Origin of the sequence: Kitasatospora sp. NPDC056076 (assembly GCF_042266305.1) — a bacterium.
Taxonomy (GTDB): domain Bacteria; phylum Actinomycetota; class Actinomycetes; order Streptomycetales; family Streptomycetaceae; genus Kitasatospora.
Genome location: NZ_JBHJWG010000003.1, coordinates 109796 through 131137, shown reverse-complemented (window position 1 = coordinate 131137; position 21342 = coordinate 109796). Strand labels below are relative to the sequence as shown.

At 72.1% G+C, this 21342-nt stretch carries 22 protein-coding genes and 1 tRNA gene; 6 read left to right on the top strand and 17 right to left on the bottom strand.

The window, feature by feature from the left end:
* Positions 1 to 38: 38 nt before the first annotated feature.
* The 8 genes from ACFC1T_RS03935 to ACFC1T_RS03900 all read right to left on the bottom strand — a co-directional run bounded on the left by ACFC1T_RS03935 (position 39) and on the right by ACFC1T_RS03900 (position 7461).
* Complete coding sequence (locus tag ACFC1T_RS03935; protein WP_375883156.1) at positions 39 to 671, bottom strand: toxin-antitoxin system HicB family antitoxin; 633 nt, start codon at positions 669 to 671, stop codon at positions 39 to 41.
* Between the two features lie 197 nt (positions 672 to 868).
* A complete protein-coding gene (locus ACFC1T_RS03930; protein WP_375883462.1) occupies positions 869 to 1933 on the bottom strand; it encodes an adenosine deaminase in 1065 nt (354 codons plus the stop codon).
* Positions 1934 to 2027: 94 nt separating this feature from the next.
* Complete coding sequence (locus ACFC1T_RS03925) at positions 2028 to 3323, bottom strand: DUF445 domain-containing protein (RefSeq protein WP_375883153.1); 1296 nt, start codon at positions 3321 to 3323, stop codon at positions 2028 to 2030.
* 132 nt (positions 3324 to 3455) lie between these two features.
* Positions 3456 to 3578: a hypothetical protein gene (locus ACFC1T_RS03920; protein ID WP_375883150.1), complete on the bottom strand. Its 123-nt coding sequence runs from the start codon at positions 3576 to 3578 to the stop codon at positions 3456 to 3458.
* Positions 3575 to 4624 carry a glycosyltransferase family 2 protein gene (locus ACFC1T_RS03915; RefSeq protein ID WP_375883147.1) on the bottom strand — a complete coding sequence of 350 codons (1050 nt, stop codon included), beginning with the start codon at positions 4622 to 4624 and terminating at the stop codon, positions 3575 to 3577. The genes ACFC1T_RS03920 and ACFC1T_RS03915 overlap by 4 nt, the downstream gene beginning before the upstream one ends.
* A 182-nt stretch (positions 4625 to 4806) precedes the next feature.
* A complete protein-coding gene (locus tag ACFC1T_RS03910; RefSeq protein WP_375883145.1) occupies positions 4807 to 5766 on the bottom strand; it encodes an ATP-binding cassette domain-containing protein in 960 nt (319 codons plus the stop codon).
* A gap of 23 nt (positions 5767 to 5789) precedes the next feature.
* Complete coding sequence (locus ACFC1T_RS03905; protein WP_375883143.1) at positions 5790 to 6617, bottom strand: ABC transporter permease; 828 nt, start codon at positions 6615 to 6617, stop codon at positions 5790 to 5792.
* Complete coding sequence (locus ACFC1T_RS03900; RefSeq protein ID WP_375883141.1) at positions 6610 to 7461, bottom strand: ABC transporter permease; 852 nt, start codon at positions 7459 to 7461, stop codon at positions 6610 to 6612. The genes ACFC1T_RS03905 and ACFC1T_RS03900 overlap by 8 nt, the downstream gene beginning before the upstream one ends.
* A 281-nt stretch (positions 7462 to 7742) precedes the next feature.
* Between ACFC1T_RS03900 and ACFC1T_RS03895 the strand changes: the two genes are divergently transcribed.
* Positions 7743 to 10055 carry a transglycosylase domain-containing protein gene (locus ACFC1T_RS03895; protein ID WP_375883139.1) on the top strand — a complete coding sequence of 771 codons (2313 nt, stop codon included), beginning with the start codon at positions 7743 to 7745 and terminating at the stop codon, positions 10053 to 10055.
* Positions 10056 to 10110: 55 nt separating this feature from the next.
* Here the strand turns inward: ACFC1T_RS03895 and ACFC1T_RS03890 are convergent, their stop codons facing one another.
* Positions 10111 to 11280, bottom strand: coding sequence for a winged helix DNA-binding domain-containing protein (locus ACFC1T_RS03890; protein WP_375883136.1), 1170 nt, complete (start codon positions 11278 to 11280; stop codon positions 10111 to 10113).
* A 9-nt stretch (positions 11281 to 11289) separates the two neighbouring features.
* Positions 11290 to 12192, bottom strand: coding sequence for a LysR family transcriptional regulator (locus ACFC1T_RS03885; protein ID WP_375883133.1), 903 nt, complete (start codon positions 12190 to 12192; stop codon positions 11290 to 11292).
* Positions 12193 to 12329: 137 nt separating this feature from the next.
* Between ACFC1T_RS03885 and ACFC1T_RS03880 the strand changes: the two genes are divergently transcribed.
* The 3 genes from ACFC1T_RS03880 (at position 12330) to ACFC1T_RS03870 (ending at position 14309) form a co-directional block, all read left to right on the top strand.
* Positions 12330 to 13049 (top strand): SDR family oxidoreductase, encoded by a 720-nt coding sequence (locus ACFC1T_RS03880; protein ID WP_375883130.1) that lies wholly within the window; start codon positions 12330 to 12332, stop codon positions 13047 to 13049.
* 135 nt (positions 13050 to 13184) lie between these two features.
* The gene (locus ACFC1T_RS03875) at positions 13185 to 13868 is read left to right on the top strand and encodes a hypothetical protein (protein WP_375883128.1); all 684 of its coding nucleotides are present in this window, start codon (positions 13185 to 13187) and stop codon (positions 13866 to 13868) included.
* A 39-nt stretch (positions 13869 to 13907) separates the two neighbouring features.
* On the top strand, positions 13908 to 14309 hold the full coding sequence (locus tag ACFC1T_RS03870) for a hypothetical protein (protein WP_375883125.1): 402 nt from the start codon (positions 13908 to 13910) through the stop codon (positions 14307 to 14309).
* A 177-nt stretch (positions 14310 to 14486) separates the two neighbouring features.
* Here ACFC1T_RS03870 and ACFC1T_RS03865 read toward each other — a convergent pair whose 3' ends face one another.
* The 3 genes from ACFC1T_RS03865 to ACFC1T_RS03855 all read right to left on the bottom strand — a co-directional run bounded on the left by ACFC1T_RS03865 (position 14487) and on the right by ACFC1T_RS03855 (position 15660).
* Positions 14487 to 14801, bottom strand: a complete 315-nt coding sequence (locus tag ACFC1T_RS03865; protein ID WP_375883123.1) for a hypothetical protein — start codon at positions 14799 to 14801, stop codon at positions 14487 to 14489.
* Positions 14802 to 14803: 2 nt separating this feature from the next.
* Positions 14804 to 15106, bottom strand: a complete 303-nt coding sequence (locus tag ACFC1T_RS03860) for a GroES family chaperonin (protein ID WP_375883460.1) — start codon at positions 15104 to 15106, stop codon at positions 14804 to 14806.
* A 212-nt stretch (positions 15107 to 15318) separates the two neighbouring features.
* Positions 15319 to 15660: a DUF3618 domain-containing protein gene (locus tag ACFC1T_RS03855; RefSeq protein ID WP_375883121.1), complete on the bottom strand. Its 342-nt coding sequence runs from the start codon at positions 15658 to 15660 to the stop codon at positions 15319 to 15321.
* 156 nt (positions 15661 to 15816) lie between these two features.
* Between ACFC1T_RS03855 and bcp the strand changes: the two genes are divergently transcribed.
* The gene (gene bcp, locus ACFC1T_RS03850; protein ID WP_375883119.1) at positions 15817 to 16290 is read left to right on the top strand and encodes a thioredoxin-dependent thiol peroxidase; all 474 of its coding nucleotides are present in this window, start codon (positions 15817 to 15819) and stop codon (positions 16288 to 16290) included.
* Between the two features lie 113 nt (positions 16291 to 16403).
* On the opposite strand, the gene ACFC1T_RS03845 is transcribed toward bcp, so the two are convergent.
* Complete coding sequence (locus tag ACFC1T_RS03845; protein WP_375883459.1) at positions 16404 to 18755, bottom strand: chitinase C-terminal domain-containing protein; 2352 nt, start codon at positions 18753 to 18755, stop codon at positions 16404 to 16406.
* A 450-nt stretch (positions 18756 to 19205) separates the two neighbouring features.
* Between ACFC1T_RS03845 and ACFC1T_RS03840 the strand changes: the two genes are divergently transcribed.
* Positions 19206 to 19289 (top strand) — tRNA-Leu (locus ACFC1T_RS03840).
* A gap of 70 nt (positions 19290 to 19359) precedes the next feature.
* On the opposite strand, the gene rdgB is transcribed toward ACFC1T_RS03840, so the two are convergent.
* From rdgB to rph, 3 genes are all read right to left on the bottom strand, one after another.
* Entirely contained in the window at positions 19360 to 19965 is a 606-nt protein-coding gene (gene rdgB, locus ACFC1T_RS03835; protein ID WP_375883116.1) for an RdgB/HAM1 family non-canonical purine NTP pyrophosphatase, read from the bottom strand.
* Between the two features lie 31 nt (positions 19966 to 19996).
* Positions 19997 to 20389 (bottom strand): hypothetical protein, encoded by a 393-nt coding sequence (locus ACFC1T_RS03830; RefSeq protein WP_375883113.1) that lies wholly within the window; start codon positions 20387 to 20389, stop codon positions 19997 to 19999.
* Positions 20390 to 20547: 158 nt separating this feature from the next.
* Positions 20548 to 21273, bottom strand: a complete 726-nt coding sequence (rph, locus tag ACFC1T_RS03825) for a ribonuclease PH (RefSeq protein WP_375883110.1) — start codon at positions 21271 to 21273, stop codon at positions 20548 to 20550.
* Positions 21274 to 21342 lie beyond the last annotated feature (69 nt).

The following is a 21342-nucleotide window of genomic DNA, read 5'->3' as shown; positions in this document are numbered from 1 at the left end:
CTGGCGGGGCCGGCAGGACCGGCGGTGCTGCGGGGGCGCTAGTGGACCCAGCCGGTGAAGCCCTGGCCTCCGACGCCGCGGACGGCGCGGGACCCGAGCTCGGCGGCCGGGCGGGCGGCCCGGGCGCCGCCGTCGACCGCTCCGGCGACGGCCCGGACCAGCCAGGCGTTGAGCGAGAGGCCCTCTTGCCCGGCGGCCTCCTCCGCCCTGGCCTTGAGGTGGGCGGGCAGGCGCAGGTTGATCCGGGCGGTGCCGCTGTCGTCCGACTCCGGCATCACGGACGGGGGCACCGGCAGCGCGGGTGGCACTATCGGTGGCACCACGGGCGGCGCCACCGGTGGCACCACGGGCGGCAGCGCGCCCGACGCCGCGGGCGACAGCCCGCTCGGCATCGCGGGCGGCGCGTCGCCGTGGAAGCCGGCGGAACCGGGCGGCGCCGTCACCACGAACTCGGGGTCGAGGCCGCGCAGTCGCACGTCCACCGAGCCCGGGGCGAGGTCACGGGTGACTTCGCCCATGGCGGCGGAGAGGGCGTTGAGCAGGGTGAGCCGCACGGCCGACTCCAGCGGGAGCGTCAGCCGGTCGGCCAGCGCCCGCGCTTCGTCCCCACCGGTGGCGGCGGCCACCGCGAGCTCGTTCCGGAGGTTTTCGACGTACGGCGTGAGGTCCATGGCTAGAGCATGGCACAGCCGTGGTGCCATGTCGAGGCGTTTTTGGCACCACTTTGGCGCCACATCCGGTGCCACCTCCGGCCGCGCCCGGCGCCACCCTCGGCACCATGCCCGTCGCCACCTCCGGCGCCGCACCGGCGGCACCACGCGAACCGCCCCGCCGACGACGTCGACGGGGCGGTTGACCTGCGGGAACGTCAGCGCTGCTGCTGCCAGCCCGCCAGGTAGGAGTCGATCTCGCCGGCCAGCCGCGCCTTGCCCGCCTGCTCCAGGAAGGAGGCCTCGACCGCGTTGCGGGCCAGCGCCGCCACCCCGGTCTCGTCCAGCCCCAGCAGCCGCGCCGCCACCGCGTACTCGGTGTTGAGGTCGGTGCCGAACATCGGCGGGTCGTCGCTGTTGACGGTGACCAGCAGCCCGGCGTCCACCATCCGCTTGATCGGGTGGTCCTCGATCCGCTCCACCGCCCGGGTGGCGATGTTGGAGGTCGGGCAGACCTCCAGCGGGATGCGGTGCTCGCCCAGGTGGTCGACCAGCGCCGGGTCCTTCACCGCCTGGGTGCCGTGCCCGATGCGCTCGGCGCCGAGCTCGCGGAGGGCGTCCCAGACCGTCTCCGGCCCGGTGGTCTCACCGGCGTGCGGGACGGAGCGCAGCCCGGCCGCCCGGGCCCGGTCGAAGTACGGCTTGAACTGGGGCCGCGGCACGCCGATCTCCGGGCCGCCCAGGCCGAAGCTGACCAGGCCCTCGGGGGCCAGGTCGGTGGCCAGCCGGGCGGTGATCTCGGCGGCCTCCAGGCCGGCCTCGCCCGGGATGTCGAAGCACCAGCGCAGCACCACGCCGAGGTCCTTCTCGGCGCGCAGCCGGGCGTCCTCGATCGCCTCCATGAAGGCCACGTCGGGGATGCCGCGCTTGACCGAGGAGTACGGCGTGAGGGTCAGCTCGGCGTAGCGGATGTTCTGCCGGGCCATGTCCTCGGCCACGCCGTAGGTGAGCGCCCGGACGTCCTCGGCGTCGCGGACGAGGTCCACCACGCTCAGGTAGACGTCGATGAAGTGCGCGAAGTCGGTGAAGGTGAAGTACTCGGCGAGCGCCGCCGGGTCCGTCGGCACCTTGGACTGCCCGGCGTAGCGGGAGGCCAGGTCCGCGACGATCCGCGGCGAGGCCGAGCCGACGTGGTGGACGTGCAGTTCCGCCTTGGGCATCCCGGCGATGAACGCCTCGATGCTCCGGTCGCCCGGCCCGGTCCTGCTGGGGTTGGGGCCGATCCGACTTCCGTCCGGCTGGACCACGGTGGTTCCCTCTTCTCTGCTTCTACGCGCGTACCGACTGGTGCTGGCAAGGATAGGCCCGGTCCCGGGGTCACCCGCCGAGGGCCACCGCCACGGTGTGGATCAGCAGCCCGGCCAGGGCGCCCACCACCGTGCCGTTGATCCGGATGAACTGGAGGTCCCGCCCGACGTTGGCCTCGATCTTGCGCGAGGCCTCGTCGGCGTCCCAGCCCGCCACCGTCTCGGAGATCAGCGAGGTGATCTCGGTCCGGTAGGTGTCGACCAGGTACTGGGCGGCGTCCTGCAGCCAACCGTCGACCTTGGCCTGGAGCTTGGCGTCGGTGGCCAGGCGCTCGCCGAAGCGGCGCACGCCGTCGCGGATGCGCCGGCGCAGTTCGCTGTCCTCGTCCTCGGCCGCACCCATCACCAGGGTGCGCACGGCCGCCCAGGTGGAGTTGATCAGGTCCTGCACCTCGGGGCGGGCGAGCAGCTCGCCCTTGGCGCGCTCGACCCGGGCGATGGTCTCCGGGTCGTTCTGCAGCTCGGTGGCGAAGTCGGCGAGGAAGTTGTCGATCGCGCCGCGGGCCGGGTGCTCGGGGTCGTCCCGGATGTCGGTGACGAAGCGCAGCAGCTCCTTGTAGACCCGCTCGCCGACCTGGTGGTCGAGGAACTTCGGGGTCCAGCCCGGGGTCTTCTGGGTGACCTTGCGGACCACGTCCTCGTGGTTGTCGGTCAGCCAGCCGTGCGCCCGGACGGCGACCAGGTCCACCACCCCGTGGTGGCCGCCGTCCGCGACCACCTTGCCCAGCATCCGGCCCATCGGCTCGGCCACCGAGGTCGCGGCGGCCCGCCTGGTCACCGCCTCGGCGACCACCGCCCGCACGTCGTCGTCGCGCAGCACCGCGAGCAGCCCGCGCAGCGCCGCCGAGGCCTCCTTGGTGACCCGCTCGGCGCTCCCCGGTGCGGCCAGCCACTCCCCCAGCCGGCGGCCGACGCCGAGCGCGGCCAGCCGGCCGCGCACCACGTGGCCGGCCAGGAAGTTGTCGCCGACGAAGTCGCCGAGCGAGCGCCCGAAGGCGTCCTTCTTGGTCGGGATGATCGCGGTGTGCGGGATCGGCAGGCCGAAGGGGCGGCGGAACAGCGCCGTCACGGCGAACCAGTCGGCCAGCGCGCCGACCATGCCGGCCTCGGCGGCGGCCGCCACGTACCCGGCCCAGGGGCCGGCACCGGCCGCCTTCGCCCAGGTCGCCAGGGCGAAGACCAGGGTCGCGAAGGCCAGCAGGCCGGTCGCGATGGTCTTCATCCGGCGGACGCCGTGTCTCTTCTGCTCGTCGGCCGCGGTGAACCGGACCCCGGGGCCGGTCCCGCTGAAGGCTTCGTCACTCACCCCGCCAGTCTGCCCGCTGACCGGCGCGGACGGGGGCGTGCCCCGCGATCACACGCCCCCGGAACCGAAGCGCACCCGGACCGGGCCGCCTCCGACCCGCCGCACGCCCCGCCCAGCACGCCCCCGAACCGCTCACGCCCCGCCCCGTACGATCCGCCGCACCCGCACCCCCGGCAGCTTCCCCGGCCCCAGCTCCCGGCACTCCGGGTGGTCCGCCTGCAACACCGCCGCCACCACCGGCGCGTCGGTGCTCATCCCCGTCCCCCGTTCACCGAGTTGGCGAGCCGACGCCACACCGGGTGGCGCCGCAGCCCGCGCCGCAGCTGCTCCGGGACGACGCCGCGCCACAGCTGCTGGGCGAGGTTGAGCGGCGGGACGTCCACCGGCAGCGGCTCCTCGCCCAGCAGGAACAGCCCGTCGGGCAGGCCGAGCCGGGCGTCCCGGAACGCCGGGTACCCCGCGTAGCGCCGCCGGCCGACCGCCACCACCGGCGGGTCGCCGTGCGCGGCCTCGTAGCGGATCTGGTCGCGCAGCGCCCCCGGCCGTACGGCGGCGGCGAGTTCGAGCCGCAGCCGGGCGGTGACCGGCAGCCGGTCGTACACCGCGCGGGCGCCGAAGCACTCGATCATCCGGCCGACCTCGGCGCACACCCGCCGTTGCAGCCCGTCGTCCAGCAACAGGAAGCCGTCCTGGAGCAGCCGGGGCACGTCCCAGGCGAAGCTGCGCACCCGAATGGCATCCAACTCCTCCCCGGGATCCGCGAGTTCGGCGGCCACCTGCTGGAGGGCGGTGATCCCGCGCAGCCGGTCGAGCACCGAGGCCCGCTCGGTGGCGTTGCCCCGGTCCTCGCGCAGCACCAGGACGTAGTGGTCGTAGTCGGCGGGGACGGAGACCCGGACGGCCCGCAGGCAGGCCTCCAGGGTGAACGGCCGGTCCGAGAGGACCACGTCCGAGCCCCAGGCGTCGGCGGCCGCGACCAGCCGCTCCAGCGCCTCCTCGCCGAGCCGGTCGTCGGCGCCGAGGAAGAGCACGTACCGCCCCCGGGCCAGGTCCGCGCCGCGGTCGGTGGGGTCCGCCGGACCACCCGGGTCGGGCTGGTGGACCACCCGGAACACCCCGGGGTGCCGGGCCGCGTACTCGTCCAACAGCACCTCGCCGCCGTCCGTGGAGCCGTCGTCGACGACCACCACCTCCAGCCGCCCCGGCTCCAGGGACTGCCCGACCAGCGAGTCCAGGCACGCGGCGAGGTACGGCACGGTGTCGTGGACCGCGACCACCACGGTCACGTCGGGTACGGTCATCGGGCGGCGGGCCTCCGGGGCAGCGGCGGTTCGCCGGCGCGCTGACCGGCGGCGATGCACGGTCCAACTCGGCCGCCCGCCGGGGAGTCACCTGCCCTCCCCGGACGGGTGACGCGCACCGAACGCCCGCCCGAACCGTCAATCCCCGAACGGCCGCCGCCCCGGCCCGGGCCGCCCCGCCCTCAGCCGATCGCCACCTCCGCGTACATCCGCGCGATCACGTCCTCGATGGCCGGCTCCCGCACCGAGAGGTCCACCAGCGGGTACCGCGCCGCGACCGCCGCCACGATCGGCGCCGCGCTCTCCTGCGCCGGGAAGGCCAGCCACTGGCGCGGCCCCTCGACCTTCACCACCCGCGCCCCGGCCACCTCGATCGGCGGCCGGGCCTCGGCCAGGTCGACCACCAGGGTCCGCTCGCTGCGCCCGGCGGCGTGCAGCCCGTCCAGCCCGCCGTCGTGGACGACCCGGCCGTGGTCGATCACCATCACCCGGCCGCAGAGTTGCTCGATGTCGGTGAGGTCGTGGGTGGTGAGCAGCACGGTGGTGCCGCGGTCCCGGTTGACCTCGCGCAGGAACTCCCGCACCCGGCCCTTGCTGACCACGTCCAGGCCGATGGTCGGCTCGTCCAGGTAGAGCACCCGGGGGTCGTGCAGCAGGGCCGCCGCGAGGTCGCCGCGCATCCGCTGGCCGAGCGAGAGCTGCCGTACGGGGGTGTCCAACAGGCCGCCCAGGTCGAGGAGTTCGACGCAGCGGCCGAGGTTCTCGCGGTACCGCGGGTCGGGGATCCGGTAGATCCGGCGGGCGAGTTCGAAGGAGTCGCGCAGCGGGAGGTCCCACCACAGGGTGGTGCGCTGCCCGAAGACGACGCCGATCCGGCGGGCCAGCGTGACCCGTTCGCGGGCCGGGTCGACCCCGGCGACGCGCAGCCGGCCGGAGCTGGGGACGAGGATGCCGGTGAGCATCTTGATGGTGGTCGACTTCCCGGCGCCGTTGGGCCCGATGTAGCCGACGCACTCGCCGGCCTCGACGGTGAAGCTGAGGCCGTCGACCGCGCGCACCTCGCGCTTGACCCGGCTGAACCGGCCGGTGCGGGCCCGCACGGTGAAGGTGCGGTGGACGTCCTGGAGTTCGATCAGTGCCACGGGGGGTCCTTTCGGTACGGGGGTCAGCTGCCGGTGCCGCGGTAGGCGCGCAGTCCGGCCCGCCAGGCCAGCCCGGCGGCGGCGACGCAGAGCGCGGCGGCGACCGGGGAGGCGTACTGGAAGGCGGTGGGCAGCCCGAGCGGGTCGGGCCGGTCGAGGATGCGCAGGGTGGGCAGCCAGTTGACGAAGGCCAGCGGGACGCCGAAGACCACCCCGGCCACCAGTTCCTTGGCGAAGACCGTCGGCGGGTAGTGCAGCAGGGTCGCGCCGCCGTAGGTGAAGGAGTTCTGGATCTCCTTGGACTCGCCCCACCAGAACTGGACGGTGGCGCCGCCGACGTAGATCGCGCCGAAGATGACGCTGCCGCACACCAGCAGGACGGGCACCAGCAGCACCCGGTCCCAGGTCCAGTGCACGTCCAGGGCGGTCAGGGACCAGCCGAGCACGATCACGGCCTGGAGCGGGCGGCCGAGCCGGCGCAGGGTGAACCGCTCGGCGCACAGCTGGGAGAGCGCGGGCGCGGGGCGGACCAGCATGGTGTCCAGCGAACCGTTCATGATCCGTACGCCGAGGCCGTCGGCCGAGCCGACCAGCAGGTTGGCGATGCCGAGCGAGAAGGTCGCGGTGGCGTAGAGGAAGGCGATCTCCGGCAGGTGCCAGCCGCCGAGCTGGTCGGTGTGCCGGAACATGATCACCAGCACGACGAAGTCGAGCGAGTGGGTGACCAGGCTGGCCAGCAGGTTGAGCAGGAAGGAGGCCCGGTAGGCCATCATCGAGCGCATCCACATCCGGGCGCAGATCCACCAGGAGCGGACCGCCCAGGACGTCCGGGCGAGGAACGGCTCAGCCACCCTGCACCACCACCCGGCGGGTCGCCAGCCACTGCGCGCCCCGGCCCGCGGCCAGCAGCGCGGCCGCCCAGCCGAGCTGGAAGCCGAGCGCCCGGAGCAGCCCGGTGCCGCCCGCCCGCTCCAGGAAGACGTCGGTCGGCACCTTGACCAGGGCCGCCCAGGGCAGCACCCGGGCCAGGTCGCCGAGCCAGCCGGGGAAGAGCACGATCGGCAGCAGCATCCCGGAGAAGAACATCGAGACCACCAGGCTCACCGCGCGCACCCCCTCCGAGTCGTGCAGCCAGAAGCCGGTGATCGAGACCAGGAACCGCACGCCGAAGCTGACCAGCAGCGCGAGCAGCACCGAGAGCAGGAAGAACACCCAGGTCAGCGGCCGCTCGGGCATCCGGGTGTGGAACACCAGGGCGCCGAACAGCATCGGCACGGTGCCGCGGACCAGCGCCTGGAAGCCGGCCCGGCCGAGGTCGGTGGCCAGCCACCAGCCCTGGAAGTCGACCGGACGGTAGAGGTCGACGGCGATGTCCCCGCTGCGGAAGCGGTCCTGGATCTCGTCCTGGAAGCCCCCGCCCCAGACCGCGACGGTGACCAGCAGGCCCTGGCTGACCCAGATGTAGGTGACGGCCTGGCCCTGGTCGTAGCCGCCGAGGTTGGGGCGGGCCTGCCAGAGGGCGAGGAAGGAGGAGGCCAGGATGACCCCGAAGACGGTGTTGGTGAAGGTCCCGGCCAGGGTGGCGGCCCGGTAGGTGGAGTAGCGGCGGAAGGCGCCGCGGGCGACGGCGGCGTACAGCCCGAGGGCGGTGCCGGTATCGGGAGGCCTCGCCTCCGCGGTGGAAGCTCCGTGCATATTGTCTCCTTATCGACATTTGCAGGCGCAGACGGGCGCCGCGCGACGTCGGCGCACACCCCAGCGGCCCCGACCGACCGCCCCCGGGGGTACCGGGCCGGACGTGCGGAGCTGACGAAGTGGACGCGCTATGCGATTTGCACCTTTCACCGTACCGCCGGCCCCCACGGCCCGCACCCGGATTTCCGACGCACCCCGGGGCGCGCGCACCGCCACGCGCAACCACGCAGTTCAGACCCCCGCCGCCGCTGAACCCACGTCAAATAGCAGATAATCCCGCCATGACGTTGAGCACCCGCCGCCAGGCCAAACGGGCCGCCCGCCGCGAAGCCCGCCGCGCCCTCCCCCTCTGGCGCCGGCTCCTGCCCACCTGGCGGATCACCCTCGGCACCCTCACCGCGCTGCTGCTGCTCGCCGTCGGCGCCTTCGCCGTGCTCTACGTCATCGTCCCGGTGCCCGACCCCAACGCCCACGCCACCGCCCAGAACAACATCTACCTCTACGCCGACGGCACCACCGAGATCGCCCGCACCGGAGCCGTCAACCGCACCGACGTCACCATCGAGCAGATCCCCCTGCCGACCCAGCAGGCCGTCGTCTCCGCCGAGGACCGCACCTTCTACCAGAACCGCGGCATCGACCTGAGGGGCATGGCCCGGGCCGGCTGGAACACCCTGCTCGGCAAGGGCATGCAGGGCGGCTCCACCATCACCCAGCAGTACGTCAAGAACTACTACCTGACCCAGGACCAGACCTTCGAACGCAAGGGCCGCGAGCTCTTCATCGCCCTCAAGGTCGACCAGCAGCGCAGCAAGAACGAGATCCTCGCCGGCTACCTCAACAGCAGCTACTTCGGCCGCGGCGCCTACGGCATCCAGAGCGCCGCCCACGCCTACTACGGCGTCGACGTCTCCCAACTCACTCTCGGCCAGGGCGCCTACCTCGCCTCCCTGCTCCAGGCCCCCAGCCTCTACGACGTCCGGACCGCCACCCCCGCCAACCGCGAGAAGGCCCTCGCCCGCTGGAACTACGCCCTCGACGGCATGGTCCAACTCGGCTTCCTCACCAGCGCCGACCGCACCGCCACCACCTTCCCCGAACCCATCGACCCCCAGCCCGCCACCGGACTCGCCGGCCAGGCCGGCTACCTGGTCGGCGTCGCCGACGACTACCTCATCTCCTCCGGCACCATCGACGCCGCCACCCTCAAGGCCGGCGGCTGGCGGATCACCACCACCTTCGACAAGCCCCGCCAGGACGCCTTCGTCAAGGCCGTCCAGTCCGAACTCACCAGCGAACTCGACCCCAAGGCCCGCCCCGCCACCGACACCGACGTCCGGGTCGCCGGCGCCTCCGTCGAACCCGCCACCGGCCGCGTCATCGCCGTCTACGGCGGCCCCGACTACGCCAAGCAGCCCTTCAACGACGCCCTGCGCCAGGACAACCAGATCGGCTCCACCTTCAAACCGGTCGACCTCGCCGCCGGCCTGATCGCCCAGCACTCCGTCGACGGCCGCCCGATCACCACCGAGACCCGCTACGACGGCACCAGCGAACGCCCCGTCACCGGCGGCCCCACCCCGTACGCCCCGCCCAACGAGGACGACGTCGACTACGGCAACATCACCCTGCGCTACGCCATGGTCAAGTCCGTCAACTCCGTCTACGCCCAGGAGGGCGTCGACGCCGGACTCGGCCGCGTCCGGGACACCGCCGTCAAACTCGGCATCCCCGACAGCGTCCGCGGCATGGACCCGGCCAACACCTCGATGACCCTCGGCACCGCCACCCCCAGCGCCCTCGACCTGGCCGGCGCCTACGCCACCCTCGCCAACCACGGCCAGGCGCACACCCCCTGGTCCGTCCAGAAACTCGAACGGGTCAACCCCGGCGGCGCCATCGACGTCCCCAAGATGCCCGACCACAAGGCCACCGACGCCGTCGGCCGCACCGTCGCCGACTCCGTCACCGACGTCCTGCGCGACGTCGTCAGCCCCCGCGGCACCGGAGCCGCCGCCCTCGACCTGGGCCGCCCCGCCGCCGGCAAGACCGGCACCACCGACGCCAACCTCTCCGCCTGGTTCGCCGGCTACACCCCCGAACTCACCACCACCGTCGGCCTGTTCCGCGAGAACCCGAAGACCCACGCCAAGGAGCCGCTGGCCGGCACCGCGGGCCTCACCCGGGTCAACGGCGGCGCCTTCCCCACCCGGATCTGGACCGACTACATGACCGCCGCCCTGAACGGCACCCCCACCCAGCAGTTCGACCTGCAGACCGGCCGCGGCGACCAGGGGCCCGACACCTGGACCCCCACCGCCGTGCCCAGCACCAGCACCTCCCCCACCAGCACCCCCAGCACCGCCCCCACCGGCGCGCCCGCACCCACCGCCCCCAGCCACGCCCCCAGCGCCCCCGCCGCCACCGAGCAGCCCGGCCCCGACGCCCCCAGCCCGCAGAACCCCCAGCCCACCCCCAGCCAGGAACAGCCCACCCCCAGCACCCGGCCCACCCCGACCCGGCCCGCCCGCCCCAGCAACCCGCCCACCGCCACCACCGGGCCCACCGGAACGGCCACCGCCCCGGCCCAGTGAGCGACCGGGTGACGCCGCGCCCCGCCCCCCGCCAGGGCCCGTCCTCAACCTCCCGCTACGCCACCAACTCCCGCTCCAGCGGCGTACGGAAGCGCGGCGTCACCCGCACCTCCCCCAGCCACCCCGCCAACCGCCCCGCCTCCGCCGCGACCGCCCGCTCCGCCTCCGCCCCCACGTCCCGGAACAGCCGCCACACCACCTCACCGTCCGCCCGCTGCGCCCAGCCGCCGACCACCTCGCCGCACCACCACACCGTCGGCCCCGCGTTCCCCGCCCGGTCGAACAGCGCCGGCACGTCCTCCGGCCGCAGGTACCAGTCCCGCCCGCGCCACCCCATCACCGCCGGATCCAGCGCCGGCAACAGCGCCGCCCACGGCTCCGGGGCCGCCACCGGCCCCTCGTCCCCCGGCAGCACCACGGCCGCCGCACCGCCCGCCAGCGCAACCGCCCGCGCGTCCACGTCCGCCAGCGCCCGCCGGACGTCCCCCAGCGTCCAGCCCGTCCACCACTTCACGTCCTCGACCGCGGCCGGCCCGTACGCCGCCAGCCAGCGCCGCACCACCTCCGCCTTCGCCTCCCGCACCGGCACGTCCGGCCACTGCGGCACCAGCGCCCACGGATAGCTGCTGCTCAACCAGGACCCGCGCGGACGGCACCGGCGCACGTGCCCGTCCGAGGCCAGCAGCCGCAGCAGCCGACTGCCCACGCTCTGCTTCGCCTCGTACGCCTTGCCCGCCGACATCAGCATCGTCTCCCGCAACTGCGGGACGTCGTCGCCGAGTTCCTTGGTCGTCGCCTCGCCGCGCACGGCCAGCGCAGCCAGCACCGCACGCTCCGCCTCCGCCAGCCGGGCCTCGTCCCAGCCCTCGGCGTGGTCGCGCAGGTGCTTGAGCAGCCCCGCCCGCTCCTTCGCGGCGATCGCCCGCGCCGCACCCGAACTCACGTACGGGGCCAGGCCCTCCGTCACCGCGAAGATCGTCCGCCGCATCGACAGCAGCTTCACCAGCGAGACGTCCTCGTACAGCGCCCGGTCCACCTCCGCCACCGAGGGCTCCGCCAGTCGCGCGCACGCGGACAGGTACACCGTCGCCGCATCCGTGGCGTGCAGCCCGACCACCGCGTCCGCCACGTCCTCCACCCGCGCCGCCCGCACCGACGGCGCCAACAACTGCCGCCGCCCCAACCGGGCCCGCCGCTCCACCTCACCGATCACCGGGACGCTCATGCCCGGACCCTAGCGGCTGCCACCGACAGAACCGAGGTGCTCCGCCGCGGACCCGGCCAACTCCGCGAACTCCGCGAGCAACGGCGACGTCCGCCCCACCGCCCAGGCCACGCACACCCGGTGCGGCGCGAGGTCCGACACCGGCACGTGCACCACGTCCGCACGGGTGTAGAAGGCGGCCATCGACAACGGCAGCACCACCATCCCCTCCCCCGCCGCCACGTACTCCAGCTTCTCCTCCACCGTGTCCACCCGCGGCCGCGACCGCTCCGGCCGCCGCCCGGACACCCCCGGCAGGTCCCGCCACTCCGGCACGAAGTCCGGATCCTGCAGCAGCAGCTCGCCACCCAACTCGGCCATCACGACCGACACTTCACCCGCCAACCGATGACCCGCCGGCAACACCGCCACCCGCGGCTCGGCGAACAGCGGACGCAGCACCAGACCCTGCCGGTCCACCGGCAACCGCACGCAGGAGACGTCCACCCGGCCGTCCAGCACCATCCGCGCCTGATCGGCCCAGGAGCTCCGCACCACCTCCACCGCCAGCCCCGGATGCCGCCCGCGCAGCCCCCGCACCGCCGCCGTCACCGCCACCCCCGGCATGAACCCCACCACGAACCGCGCCGGCCCCTCCCCCGCCCCCTCCCCCGACCGCCCCACCCGGCGCCGCAACGCCTCCGCCGCCGCCAGCAACGGCGGCGCGTCCTCCAACAACTGCCGCCCCGCGTCCGTCAGTTCGGTCGACCGCCGGTCACGCCGGAACAACTGCGCACCGAACTCCGCCTCCAACGACCGGATCTGCCGCGACAGCACCGGCTGCGCGATGTGCAACTCCACCGCCGCCCGACCGAAGTGCAACTCCCTTGCCACCGCGACGAAATACCGCAGCTTCCGCAGATCGACGTCCACCGCCACCGCCACCCCGCTCACCACTCCCCGCTGATACCCCGAGGGTATGACAGCCGACCGAACAGGTCTTGGACGCCACCACCCCGCCCGGAGCACCATCGACCCAAGCCCCCCGCCCCACCACGAAAGGCACCACCATGCCCCTCAAGGAACAGCACGTCGTCGTCCTCGGCGGCACCTCCGGCATCGGCCTCGCCACCGCCGCCCTCGCCGCCGAACGCGGCGCCCGCGTCACCGTCGTCTCCAGCCGGCCCGACAGCGCCCACCGCGCCCTCGCCACCCTGCCCACCGGCACCGCCGCCGAGACCGCCGACCTCACCGACACCCACCAGGTCAGCGCCCTCTTCGACCGTCTCGGCCCGCTCGACCACCTGGTCTACACCGCAGGCGACCCGCTCGCCCTGATGACCGTCGACGCCATGGACCTCGACGCCGCCCGCGCCCTCTTCACCCTGCGCTACTTCGGCGCCCTCGACGCCGTCCACGCCGCCACCCCGCAGCTGCGCCCCGGCGGCTCGATCACCCTCACCTCCGGCACCGCCGGCCTGCGCCCGGTAGCCGGCTGGAGCGTCCCCGCGAGCATCTGCGGCGCGGTCGAAGCCCTCGTCCGGGCGCTGGCCGTGGAACTCGCCCCGATCCGGGTCAACGCCGTCCGGGCCGGGATGATCCGCACCCCGCTCTGGTCCGGCCTCCCCGAGACCGACCGCGAGCAGCTGTACGCGCAGACCGCCGCCGCCCTCCCCCTCCGCCGGATCGGCGACCCCGAGGACACCGCCGAGGCCTACGCGTACCTGATGGAACAGCGCTTCGCCACCGGCACCGTCCTCACCGTCGACGGCGGCGGCCTGCTCGCGTAGGGCAGGCCGTCAACCATTCGTGTGCAATCCAACGAGACTCATCCCGGAGTCCGCATGCGGCCTTCTCGTGGTCAATAGATTTGGCCACGAACGGTCTTGAGGTCGGCTTCAAGATCGCACAGAAAGGGAGCAAAATTGGACACCTATGGCGTTCAGCTCAAGATGAGCGGAAACAAGCAGGAGGAGCTGGCGACGGCCGGCTACACCCTGGCGATCTTCAAAGCGGTCGGAACGACCTCGGCGGTGACCGAGAAGGACTCCGGGGCTGCCCTGTGGATCAGCAAGCCGGACTTCGGGCCCGACAACCCGATTCTGTGGACCGTGAACTACCGGGGCTACTACAGCACCCAGTCCTTCGGAGAGGGAATCGAGGTGACCGGCAAGGACAACGGTCCACTCGGCGTCGGGAAGAAGCTCACCATCGAGGCGGTCGGGCAAAGCCAGAAGTTGGTGCCCGGCGACTGCAAGGACAAGACGAAGATGGAGATCCACAACGACATCGGCCGGCGCTTCACGATCGGCCTGTCGCAGGCCAACGGCACCAGCAGCGGTGCGGACATCGTGCCGATCTGCGGCTTCGACGCCATCGAGCGCTCCTACCGCTACTTCAAGCCGATCGAGCAGATCGTGCTCCTCTTCCTCACCGGCGAGCAGAAGGTCGGAACGATCTTCACCGAGGCGTCGACGGACGGGTGTCTCGCCGTGGGAGCACCGGGAGACAAGCCCACCGTGGTCACCTACAACGACGACGGAACGTGGTCGGGTGGCGACACCGTCGGCCCGGATGACTTCCTGACCGCCTGCATCCAGAAGGTGTGACCGCGGGCCGCCGAACCAGTAGTCGATCCGGAGAGGCCCATGAGTTCCGAACGGGAATCCTCCCGCGAGGCAATCCCTCCCGCGACGGAGCGCTCCTGTCCCGTGGATGTCAGGAATGACACGGGCAAAATGGTGGACGTCTTTGTCGGGTACAGATTCGACGAGGATTCCTACAAGCAGTTCTGGAAAATCGAAGGCATGGCCAAGGAGGAGATTCGCAGGAGTGTATTCACGGCACGATACGTCACGGGTTTAGGGACCGGACACTGCTACTGGTTCATCTCGCTCGTCGCGGACGGCATCTGGTATGCCTCCAGAAGCGACAAGCAATGTGATTTGAAGGCAGTGGACCAGGACAAACCCGTCCTCTTGAGCTTCACCTTGGACAACCTCCGCATCGGATGCCCCGAGAGCAGCGGATGTGACACCCCCATCCACTGAGGTCCGATGACGGCCGGTGAGCGAAGCTCGCACAGAAGAGCGGTCACCCAGCCCCGTGGCCGCTCTTCTGCGTTCCCATCGCCACTCCGCCTCAAGTGGGCGGTGGGAGCTGCTTGGCTGACGGCTGCTCCTCGAAGAGACCAGGCTCGGCGCCGGGACCACCGCGGTGAGTGCTGCTCAGTCGAGCGGCCGGAACCGGTCCACGACCGTCCAGCCCGGGCCGAGTTCCGCCCGCAGCGCCTCCAGCGCGGCCCGGGCCCGGACGTTGAAACGCTCCTTCTCGTCCCGCCCCCACGGCGACGGGCCGGGCGGGTAGTCCCAGTCGACCGAGGACTGGAACCACTCCGACAGCCCGTCCAGCTCCGCAGCCAGCGCGGCACCGATCGGCAGCCGGTCCAGCTCGGCCGGGTAGCCGTACGGGCTGTCCACGTCGTCCGGCCACAGCGCCGTGCCGACCACACCCGCCTCGAAGAAGTACCGCAGACGCTCCACGATCAGAGGTACAGCCCGGTCGAGCCCTCGGTGTCCCCGAAGCGGGTCGCCGCCACCGCGTGCAGGTCCCGCTCGCGCAGCAGCACGTACGTCGCGCCGCGGACCTCCACCTCCAGCTTGTCCTCCGGGTCGTACAGCACGCGGTCACCGGGCTCCACCGCGCGCACGCTCTGACCCACCGCCACCGCCTCCGCCCAGGTGCAGCGCTTGGACAGCTCCGCGGTCGCCGGGATCAGGATGCCGCCGGTCGAGCGGCGCTCGCCCTCGCTGCCCTCGATGCGCACCAGCACGCGGTCGTGCAGCATCCGGATCGGCAGCTTCTCGCCCAGCCGGTCGTGCCGCACCTCGTCGTGCCCGTGGTCGGAAGGGGTCGGTTCGTCGTTCGTACTCACGGTCCCGAAGGTACCGCCCCCGGGCGCGGCGCGTGACGCTGGCCCGGCATGCGGAAGGGCCGGGCCGCCCATCGGCGTCCCGGCCCCTCCGGACGTCCTGCCCGATCCGGTGCCCGGCCCCCTGCTCAGTCCTCGCGGCGCTTGCGCGAGGAGGACAGCAGCACCACCAGGCCGAGGCCGACCAGCGCGACCGGGACGATCCGCTCCTTGCGCGGCTGCCCCTTCTCGTCCACGAACTGCGCCTTGACCTTCTCCACCAGGCCGTTCGCGGCCACGTACGCCCGGGCCGTCTTCTCCTCGACGGTGGCCATCGCCTTCGCCTTGACCTGCGCGGAGATGGTGCTCGGGTGGATCCGCACGGCCAGCTCGTCCAGGTTCGACGCCAGCCGGTCACGGGTGCGCTCGATGTCCGCCTCGATCTGCGCAGCCGTCCGCGCCGGCTTGTCCTGCGTGCTCGCGTCGCCCACTCGGGCCACCCCATTCACTTGCCGATGTAGTCCTGTCGTCCTCTGCGACCAACCCAGTTTGTCAGCTGCCACGCACGGGCGCGCGGCCCCACCCACCAACGGAGGTAAGTTTGCCGTGGTACGACCGTCCGTCCCAGCCTCCAGGAGAGTACGACCGTGACTGAGCGTCTCCAGCCCGGCGACACCGCACCCGCATTCAGCCTGTCCGACGCCGACGGCAACCAGGTCTCGCTCGCCGACCACCTGGGCCGCAAGGTCATCGTCTACTTCTACCCGAAGGCGCTCACCCCCGGCTGCACCAAGCAGGCCTGCGACTTCACCGACAACCTGGCGGTCCTCTCGGGCGCCGGCTACGACGTCATCGGCATCTCCCCGGACCAGCCGGAGAAGCTCGGACAGTTCCGCGAGAAGGAGGACCTCAAGGTCACCCTGCTCTCCGACCCGGACAACAAGGTCCTGGAGGCCTACGCCGCCTACGGCGAGAAGCAGAACTACGGCCGTACCTACCAGGGCGTGATCCGCTCCACGATCGTCGTGGACGAGCAGGGCAAGGTCGAGCGCGCCCTCTACAACGTCAAGGCCACCGGCCACGTCGCCAAGCTGCTGCGCGACCTCAAGGTCGAGGCCTGAGCCTCCCGCACGAGAACGAAGCGGTGGCGGCCCACCCCCCGACCGGGTGTGCCGCCACCGCCGTTCCTCACCTCGGGTGACTGCCGTCAACCGTCAGCCGTGAGCCGTCGGGCTCAGCAGGCCCCGAGGTCGTTCCAGACGCCCCAGGCGCCACTGGCGGAGGGGTCGTCGCCCTTGGTCCACCACTTGTTCTGGTAGTAGTGGCCCTTCCAGGACACCTTGGTCGGCGTCGCGTAGGTGGTGCCCACGTCCCAGCCCGGGGCGGCCGTGCAGGCGCCGGAGGTCGGGGTCGCGGTCGGGGTCGGCGTACCGGTGGGCGTGCCCGTCGGGGTCCCGGTCGGGGTCGGCGTCGGAGTCGGCGTGGCCGTCCCGGTCGGCGTCGGGGTCGGGGTCGGCGTGCCGCCGTCCACCGCGCCCCGGGTCAGGTCGCCCTTGATCCCGTACAGCGTGCCGCCCACGTTGACCGTCCAGTTCGACGGCGTGGACACCGGCAGGTAGTAGACGAAGTCGATGTCCACCGAGGCGCCCGGCGCCAGCGACTGCCAGCCCGGCAGCTTGACCGACACCCGGTTGTAGGTGCCCTTCAACCCGCCGACGTTGCCCGGGCCCGGGTTGTCCTGCCTGATCACCTGGAGCCCGAAGCCGGACTGGTCCTTGGCGTTGCCCGGCGCCGAGTTGCTGTAGTCGAACTGGAACTCGGTGCCGCCCGGCAGGGTCACCGTCGAGTTGTTGACGATGTGCAGCTTCGGGTTGATCGGGTAGTTGGAGTCGCCCAGCGCGAAGTTGGTGAACGACACGTCGATCGGCAGGGTCTGCTGCGGCAGCGCCACCGTCGAGCGGAGCGCACCGTACGGGCTCGCCGCCTTGAACTTGTCGTACATCAGCGAGGTCAGCGTCGAACCGGGCACGTACTCGCCCTTGCCGCCGTTGGCGGTGGCGTCCCAGCGGTAGTCGCCCGCGAGCTCCCAGATCATCGTGCCGCCGGCGCCCTGGTTGACGATGTAGTCCGCCTTGGCGCCCACCGACTGCTCGTCCTCGGTGGACAGGAACACCTTCTTGGTGTCGTTCCACAGCCACGGCGCCACCAGCGAGGAGCTGTAGTTGCGGGTGTAGCTGCCCTGGAGGGCGGTGTCGGTCACGCCGTACTTGGCCAGGTAGTCGGGCAGGATGCCCTTCTCCAGGTTCTTCGCGTGCCACATCGGGTTCGACCCGGCCGGGGACTCCTTGCCCGCGTCGTCCTTGTCGTTCCAGATGTTGTCGATGCCGACCGCGCCGTCACCGCAGGAGGTCAGGCCCGAACCGGCCGGGCAACTGGTCGCGGAGGCGGTGCCCCAGAGGCCGTTGGTGCCGCCCTGGACGTTCTTGAAGCCGCGGGTGTAGTACGGCAGGCCGACGTTGATCCGGCCGGCCGGCATCGCGCCGCGGAAGTAGTGGTACGACCAGTCGGCGTTCAGGTAGCCGATGCCGCCGTACTGGCCGGTGCCGTACACGTTGGCGGCGGCCAACTCGCCGTCCTTGCCGTCGTCGTAGAGCGAGGCGTTCGGGCCGACGTACTTGTTCCAGGCGCCGTGCAGGTCGTACGACATGATGTTGACGTAGTCCAGGTACTGGGCGACCTGGAAGGTCTCCATGCCGCGCAGCAGGTACCCGGAGGACGGCGCCGCGACCGACAGCAGGTAGTGCTTGCCGTCGGCGGCACCCGCCCTGTCCAGGTTCTCCCTCAGGGACTTCATCAGCGCCGCGTAGCCCTTGGCCAGCGAACCGCGCTTGGCGTTGGCGAGCTGCCAGTCCAGCGGGTTGCCGGCGTCCTTCATCGACGTCGGGTACTCGTAGTCGATGTCGACGCCGTTGAAGCCGTACTTGCGGATGAAGTCGACGGAGGAGGCGGCGAAGGTGTCGATCCCGGCCTGGTTGACGCTGCCGTCCGGGTTGACCGTCATCGAGTAGAAGCCGCCGGAGTTCACCCGCTTGCCGTCGTCCCCGAAGTAGCCGCCGGTCTCGGTCCAACCGCCCACCGAGATCAGGGTCTTGACGTTCGGGTACTGCTTCTTGAACTTCGTCAGCAGGTTGAAGTGGCCCTTGTACGGCAGCGTCGGGTCCAGCTCCGCCCCCGGCACCCCCGGGAAGGAGATCCCGGTGGCCTCGTTGGTCGGGCCGTCCGTGCCGACCGACAGCTTGTTGTCGCCGCCGACGTGCCCGAAGGCGTAGTTGAGGTGGGTGACCTTGTCCCAGGGGACGTCGCTCACCAGGTAGGGCTGGTCGCCGTTCTTGCCGGTGCGCCAGCCGGTGAAGTACCCGATGATGCGGCGCTGGTGGTCCGCGCCCATCTTCTCGCGCCCGCTCGTGTCGTAGACCGAGCAGTACGGGACGTCCACTCCGGGCGTCTGGTACAGCCCGTCCGGCCGACAGGCCGCGTTGTCGACGGCCGCCGACGCCTGCGAGGGCGCCGCACCCAGCGTCGCCATCAACAGCCCCGCCAGCGACACCGCCGCCAACGACGCAACGCCCGCCCGGGCACTCTTGCGGCGGATCACAGCGGTGGGACGCCGCTCCGCCGTACTACGGATCAACACTCGGTCCTCCAGGAGAGAGTGTCGGCGCGTACCTGTGGGGGAGCACGCACGTGGGGGATTCCAATTGGCGCAGAAGCTATGTGGTCTGAACCACATAGGTCAATAGGTCTGTACCAATTGGTAATCAACAACCAAACATCACAGGTCGGAACCCCTCGACAAACCGGTCACCCCTGGCCGAAACCCGCCCGGTCGGGAGTCCGGCCCACCACCCGCCACCCATCCCGCCCGAACTGCCACCCCATCGGCAGCGGCGACCGTCCGCGGCGGCGCCACGAGCCCGCGGCGCCACCGCGAATCGCGGTGTTGCCACCGGAGCCGAAGCTCTAGACTGAGAGCCTTGCGGCCTTGGCGTAACCGGCAGCCGCGCGGGTTTTAGGTGCCCGTGGGAGAAATCTCGTGAGGGTTCGAGTCCCTCAGGCCGCACTAGCCTAAGAATCGAAGGCCCGCCCCGGATCATCCCGGGGCGGGCCTTCGGTGTTCAGCGGACGGCCCGTCAGCCGATGAGGTCCTTGACCACCGGGGCGAGGCCGCGGAAGGCCTTCCCGCGGTGGCTGATGGCGTTCTTCTCGTCCGCCGTCAGTTCCGCGCAGGTGCGGGTCTCGCCGAGGGGCTGGAGGATCGGGTCGTAGCCGAAGCCGCCGTCGCCCGCCGGGGCGGTGCGCAGGGTGCCGAGGAGGCGGCCCTCGACGACGCGCTCGGTGCCGTCGGGCAGGGCGAGGGCGGCGGCGCAGAAGAAGTGGGCGCCGCGGTGGGGTTCGGCGATGTCGGAGAGCTGGGCGAGCAGCAGGTTCAGGTTGGCGAGGTCGTCGCCGTGCTTGCCGGCCCAGCGGGCGGAGAAGATGCCGGGCGCGCCGTTGAGGACGTCCACGCAGAGGCCGGAGTCGTCGGCGACGGCGGGCAGTCCGGTGGCGCGGGCGAGGGCGTGGGCCTTGAGGAGGGCGTTCTCGGCGAAGGTGACGCCGGTCTCGGGGACGTCCGGGATCTCGGGGTAGGCGTCGGCGCCGACGAGTTCGACGTCCAGGCCGGCGTCGGCGAGGATGGCGCGCAGCTCGGCGACCTTGTGCTGGTTGCGGGTGGCGAGGATCAGGCGGGTGGACATATCGCCCACCCTATCGAGATCCGGCGGAGGGTCAGCCGGTGCAGACCGAGGTGAGGTTACCGGCCGCGTCGCCGAGCGGCTTGAGGTCGGGGGCCTGGTTCCGGTCGACGGCCTGCTGGACCTTGTCGGCCTGCGTCTTGAGGTCGGTGACGGCCTTGGCGACGTCGGTGTTCTTGGAGTTCTTGCCGATCTGGTCGAGGTCGCCCTTGAGCTTCTGGAGCGCCTTGCCGGCGGCGGCGGAGTCGTTGCTGGAGTTGTCGTAGGCCTTGGTGAGGTCGGCGAGGTCGCCGGTGACCTTGACGGCGGTGTTGCCGCAGTCGATGGCCTTCTGGGCGGCGGAGCAACTCACCATGCTGAGCGGGAGGATCGCGATCAGTGCGGCCACGGCGAGGGCGGCGGGGCGGGCGATGCTCGACGAGGCCATCCGGTCCTCCTGGGGCGCGGGTTCCGTGGGGAGGACGCGCGCGGACGGGGCGCGGTTCCCGCAGCGGGGTGCTGCGGGAACCGTACGGGCTGCGGGCCGCGCGTGTACAGCGGGCCGGGCCCGGTTCAGCCTGAAGGGTTCTGCCCCGGGGGGGCGGTTCAGCCTTCGAGGGCCTTGCGCTGGATCTGGTCGAGTTCGGCGCAGCCGAGGGTGCCGAGGTCGAGCAGCCGGTCGAGCAGGGCGCGGTCGAAGGGGGCGCCTTCGGCGGTGCCCTGGACCTCGACGAAGCGGCCGTCGGAGGTGCAGACGATGTTCATGTCGGTCTCGGCGCGGACGTCCTCCTCGTACTGGAGGTCGAGCATGGGGACGCCGTCGATGATGCCGACGCTGACGGCGCTGACGCCGCCGGTGATGGGCTGTCCCTTGGCGCGCAGGAGCTTGCGGTCGCGGGCCCAGGAGACGGCGTCGACGAGGGCGACGTAGGCGCCGGTGATGGCGGCGGTGCGGGTGCCGCCGTCGGCCTGGAGGACGTCGCAGTCGAGGACGATGGTGTTCTCGGCGAGGGCGCGGTGGTCGATGACGGCGCGCAGCGAGCGGCCGATGAGCCGGCTGATCTCGTGGGTGCGGCCGCCGATGCGGCCCTTGACGGATTCGCGGTCGCCGCGGGTGTTGGTGGCGCGCGGGAGCATGGAGTACTCGGCGGTGACCCAGCCTTCGCCGCTGCCCTTGCGCCAGCGCGGGACGCCTTCGGTGACGCTGGCGGTGCACAGCACCTTGGTGTCGCCGTAGGAGACGAGGACGGAGCCTTCGGCGTGCTTGCTCCAGCCCCGTTCGATGGTGATGGGGCGGAGCTGGTCGGGGGTGCGGCCGTCGATACGTGACATAGCCACTGAGCGTAGCCGTTCCGATCGCCGGTTCCGGATGTGCCTCGGCCCGCCGTCCCCTGAGCGGGT

What these genes read in the sequence shown, in the direction of transcription:
- ACFC1T_RS03830 (WP_375883113.1), bottom strand. Translation starts at nt 20,389, where the DNA reads ATGGCCTCGTCGAGCATCGCCCGCCCCGCCGCCCTCGCCGTGGCCGCA.
- rph (WP_375883110.1), bottom strand. Translation starts at nt 21,273, where the DNA reads ATGTCACGTATCGACGGCCGCACCCCCGACCAGCTCCGCCCCATCACC.
- ACFC1T_RS03860 (WP_375883460.1), bottom strand. Translation starts at nt 15,106, where the DNA reads ATGCTGCACGACCGCGTGCTGGTGCGCATCGAGGGCAGCGAGGGCGAG.
- ACFC1T_RS03935 (WP_375883156.1), bottom strand. Translation starts at nt 671, where the DNA reads ATGGACCTCACGCCGTACGTCGAAAACCTCCGGAACGAGCTCGCGGTG.
- ACFC1T_RS03915 (WP_375883147.1), bottom strand. Translation starts at nt 4,624, where the DNA reads ATGACCGTACCCGACGTGACCGTGGTGGTCGCGGTCCACGACACCGTG.
- ACFC1T_RS03880 (WP_375883130.1), top strand. Translation starts at nt 12,330, where the DNA reads ATGCCCCTCAAGGAACAGCACGTCGTCGTCCTCGGCGGCACCTCCGGC.
- rdgB (WP_375883116.1), bottom strand. Translation starts at nt 19,965, where the DNA reads ATGTCCACCCGCCTGATCCTCGCCACCCGCAACCAGCACAAGGTCGCC.
- ACFC1T_RS03900 (WP_375883141.1), bottom strand. Translation starts at nt 7,461, where the DNA reads ATGCACGGAGCTTCCACCGCGGAGGCGAGGCCTCCCGATACCGGCACC.
- ACFC1T_RS03890 (WP_375883136.1), bottom strand. Translation starts at nt 11,280, where the DNA reads ATGAGCGTCCCGGTGATCGGTGAGGTGGAGCGGCGGGCCCGGTTGGGG.
- ACFC1T_RS03845 (WP_375883459.1), bottom strand. Translation starts at nt 18,755, where the DNA reads ATGGCGACGCTGGGTGCGGCGCCCTCGCAGGCGTCGGCGGCCGTCGAC.
- ACFC1T_RS03870 (WP_375883125.1), top strand. Translation starts at nt 13,908, where the DNA reads ATGAGTTCCGAACGGGAATCCTCCCGCGAGGCAATCCCTCCCGCGACG.
- ACFC1T_RS03895 (WP_375883139.1), top strand. Translation starts at nt 7,743, where the DNA reads ATGACGTTGAGCACCCGCCGCCAGGCCAAACGGGCCGCCCGCCGCGAA.
- ACFC1T_RS03920 (WP_375883150.1), bottom strand. Translation starts at nt 3,578, where the DNA reads ATGAGCACCGACGCGCCGGTGGTGGCGGCGGTGTTGCAGGCGGACCAC.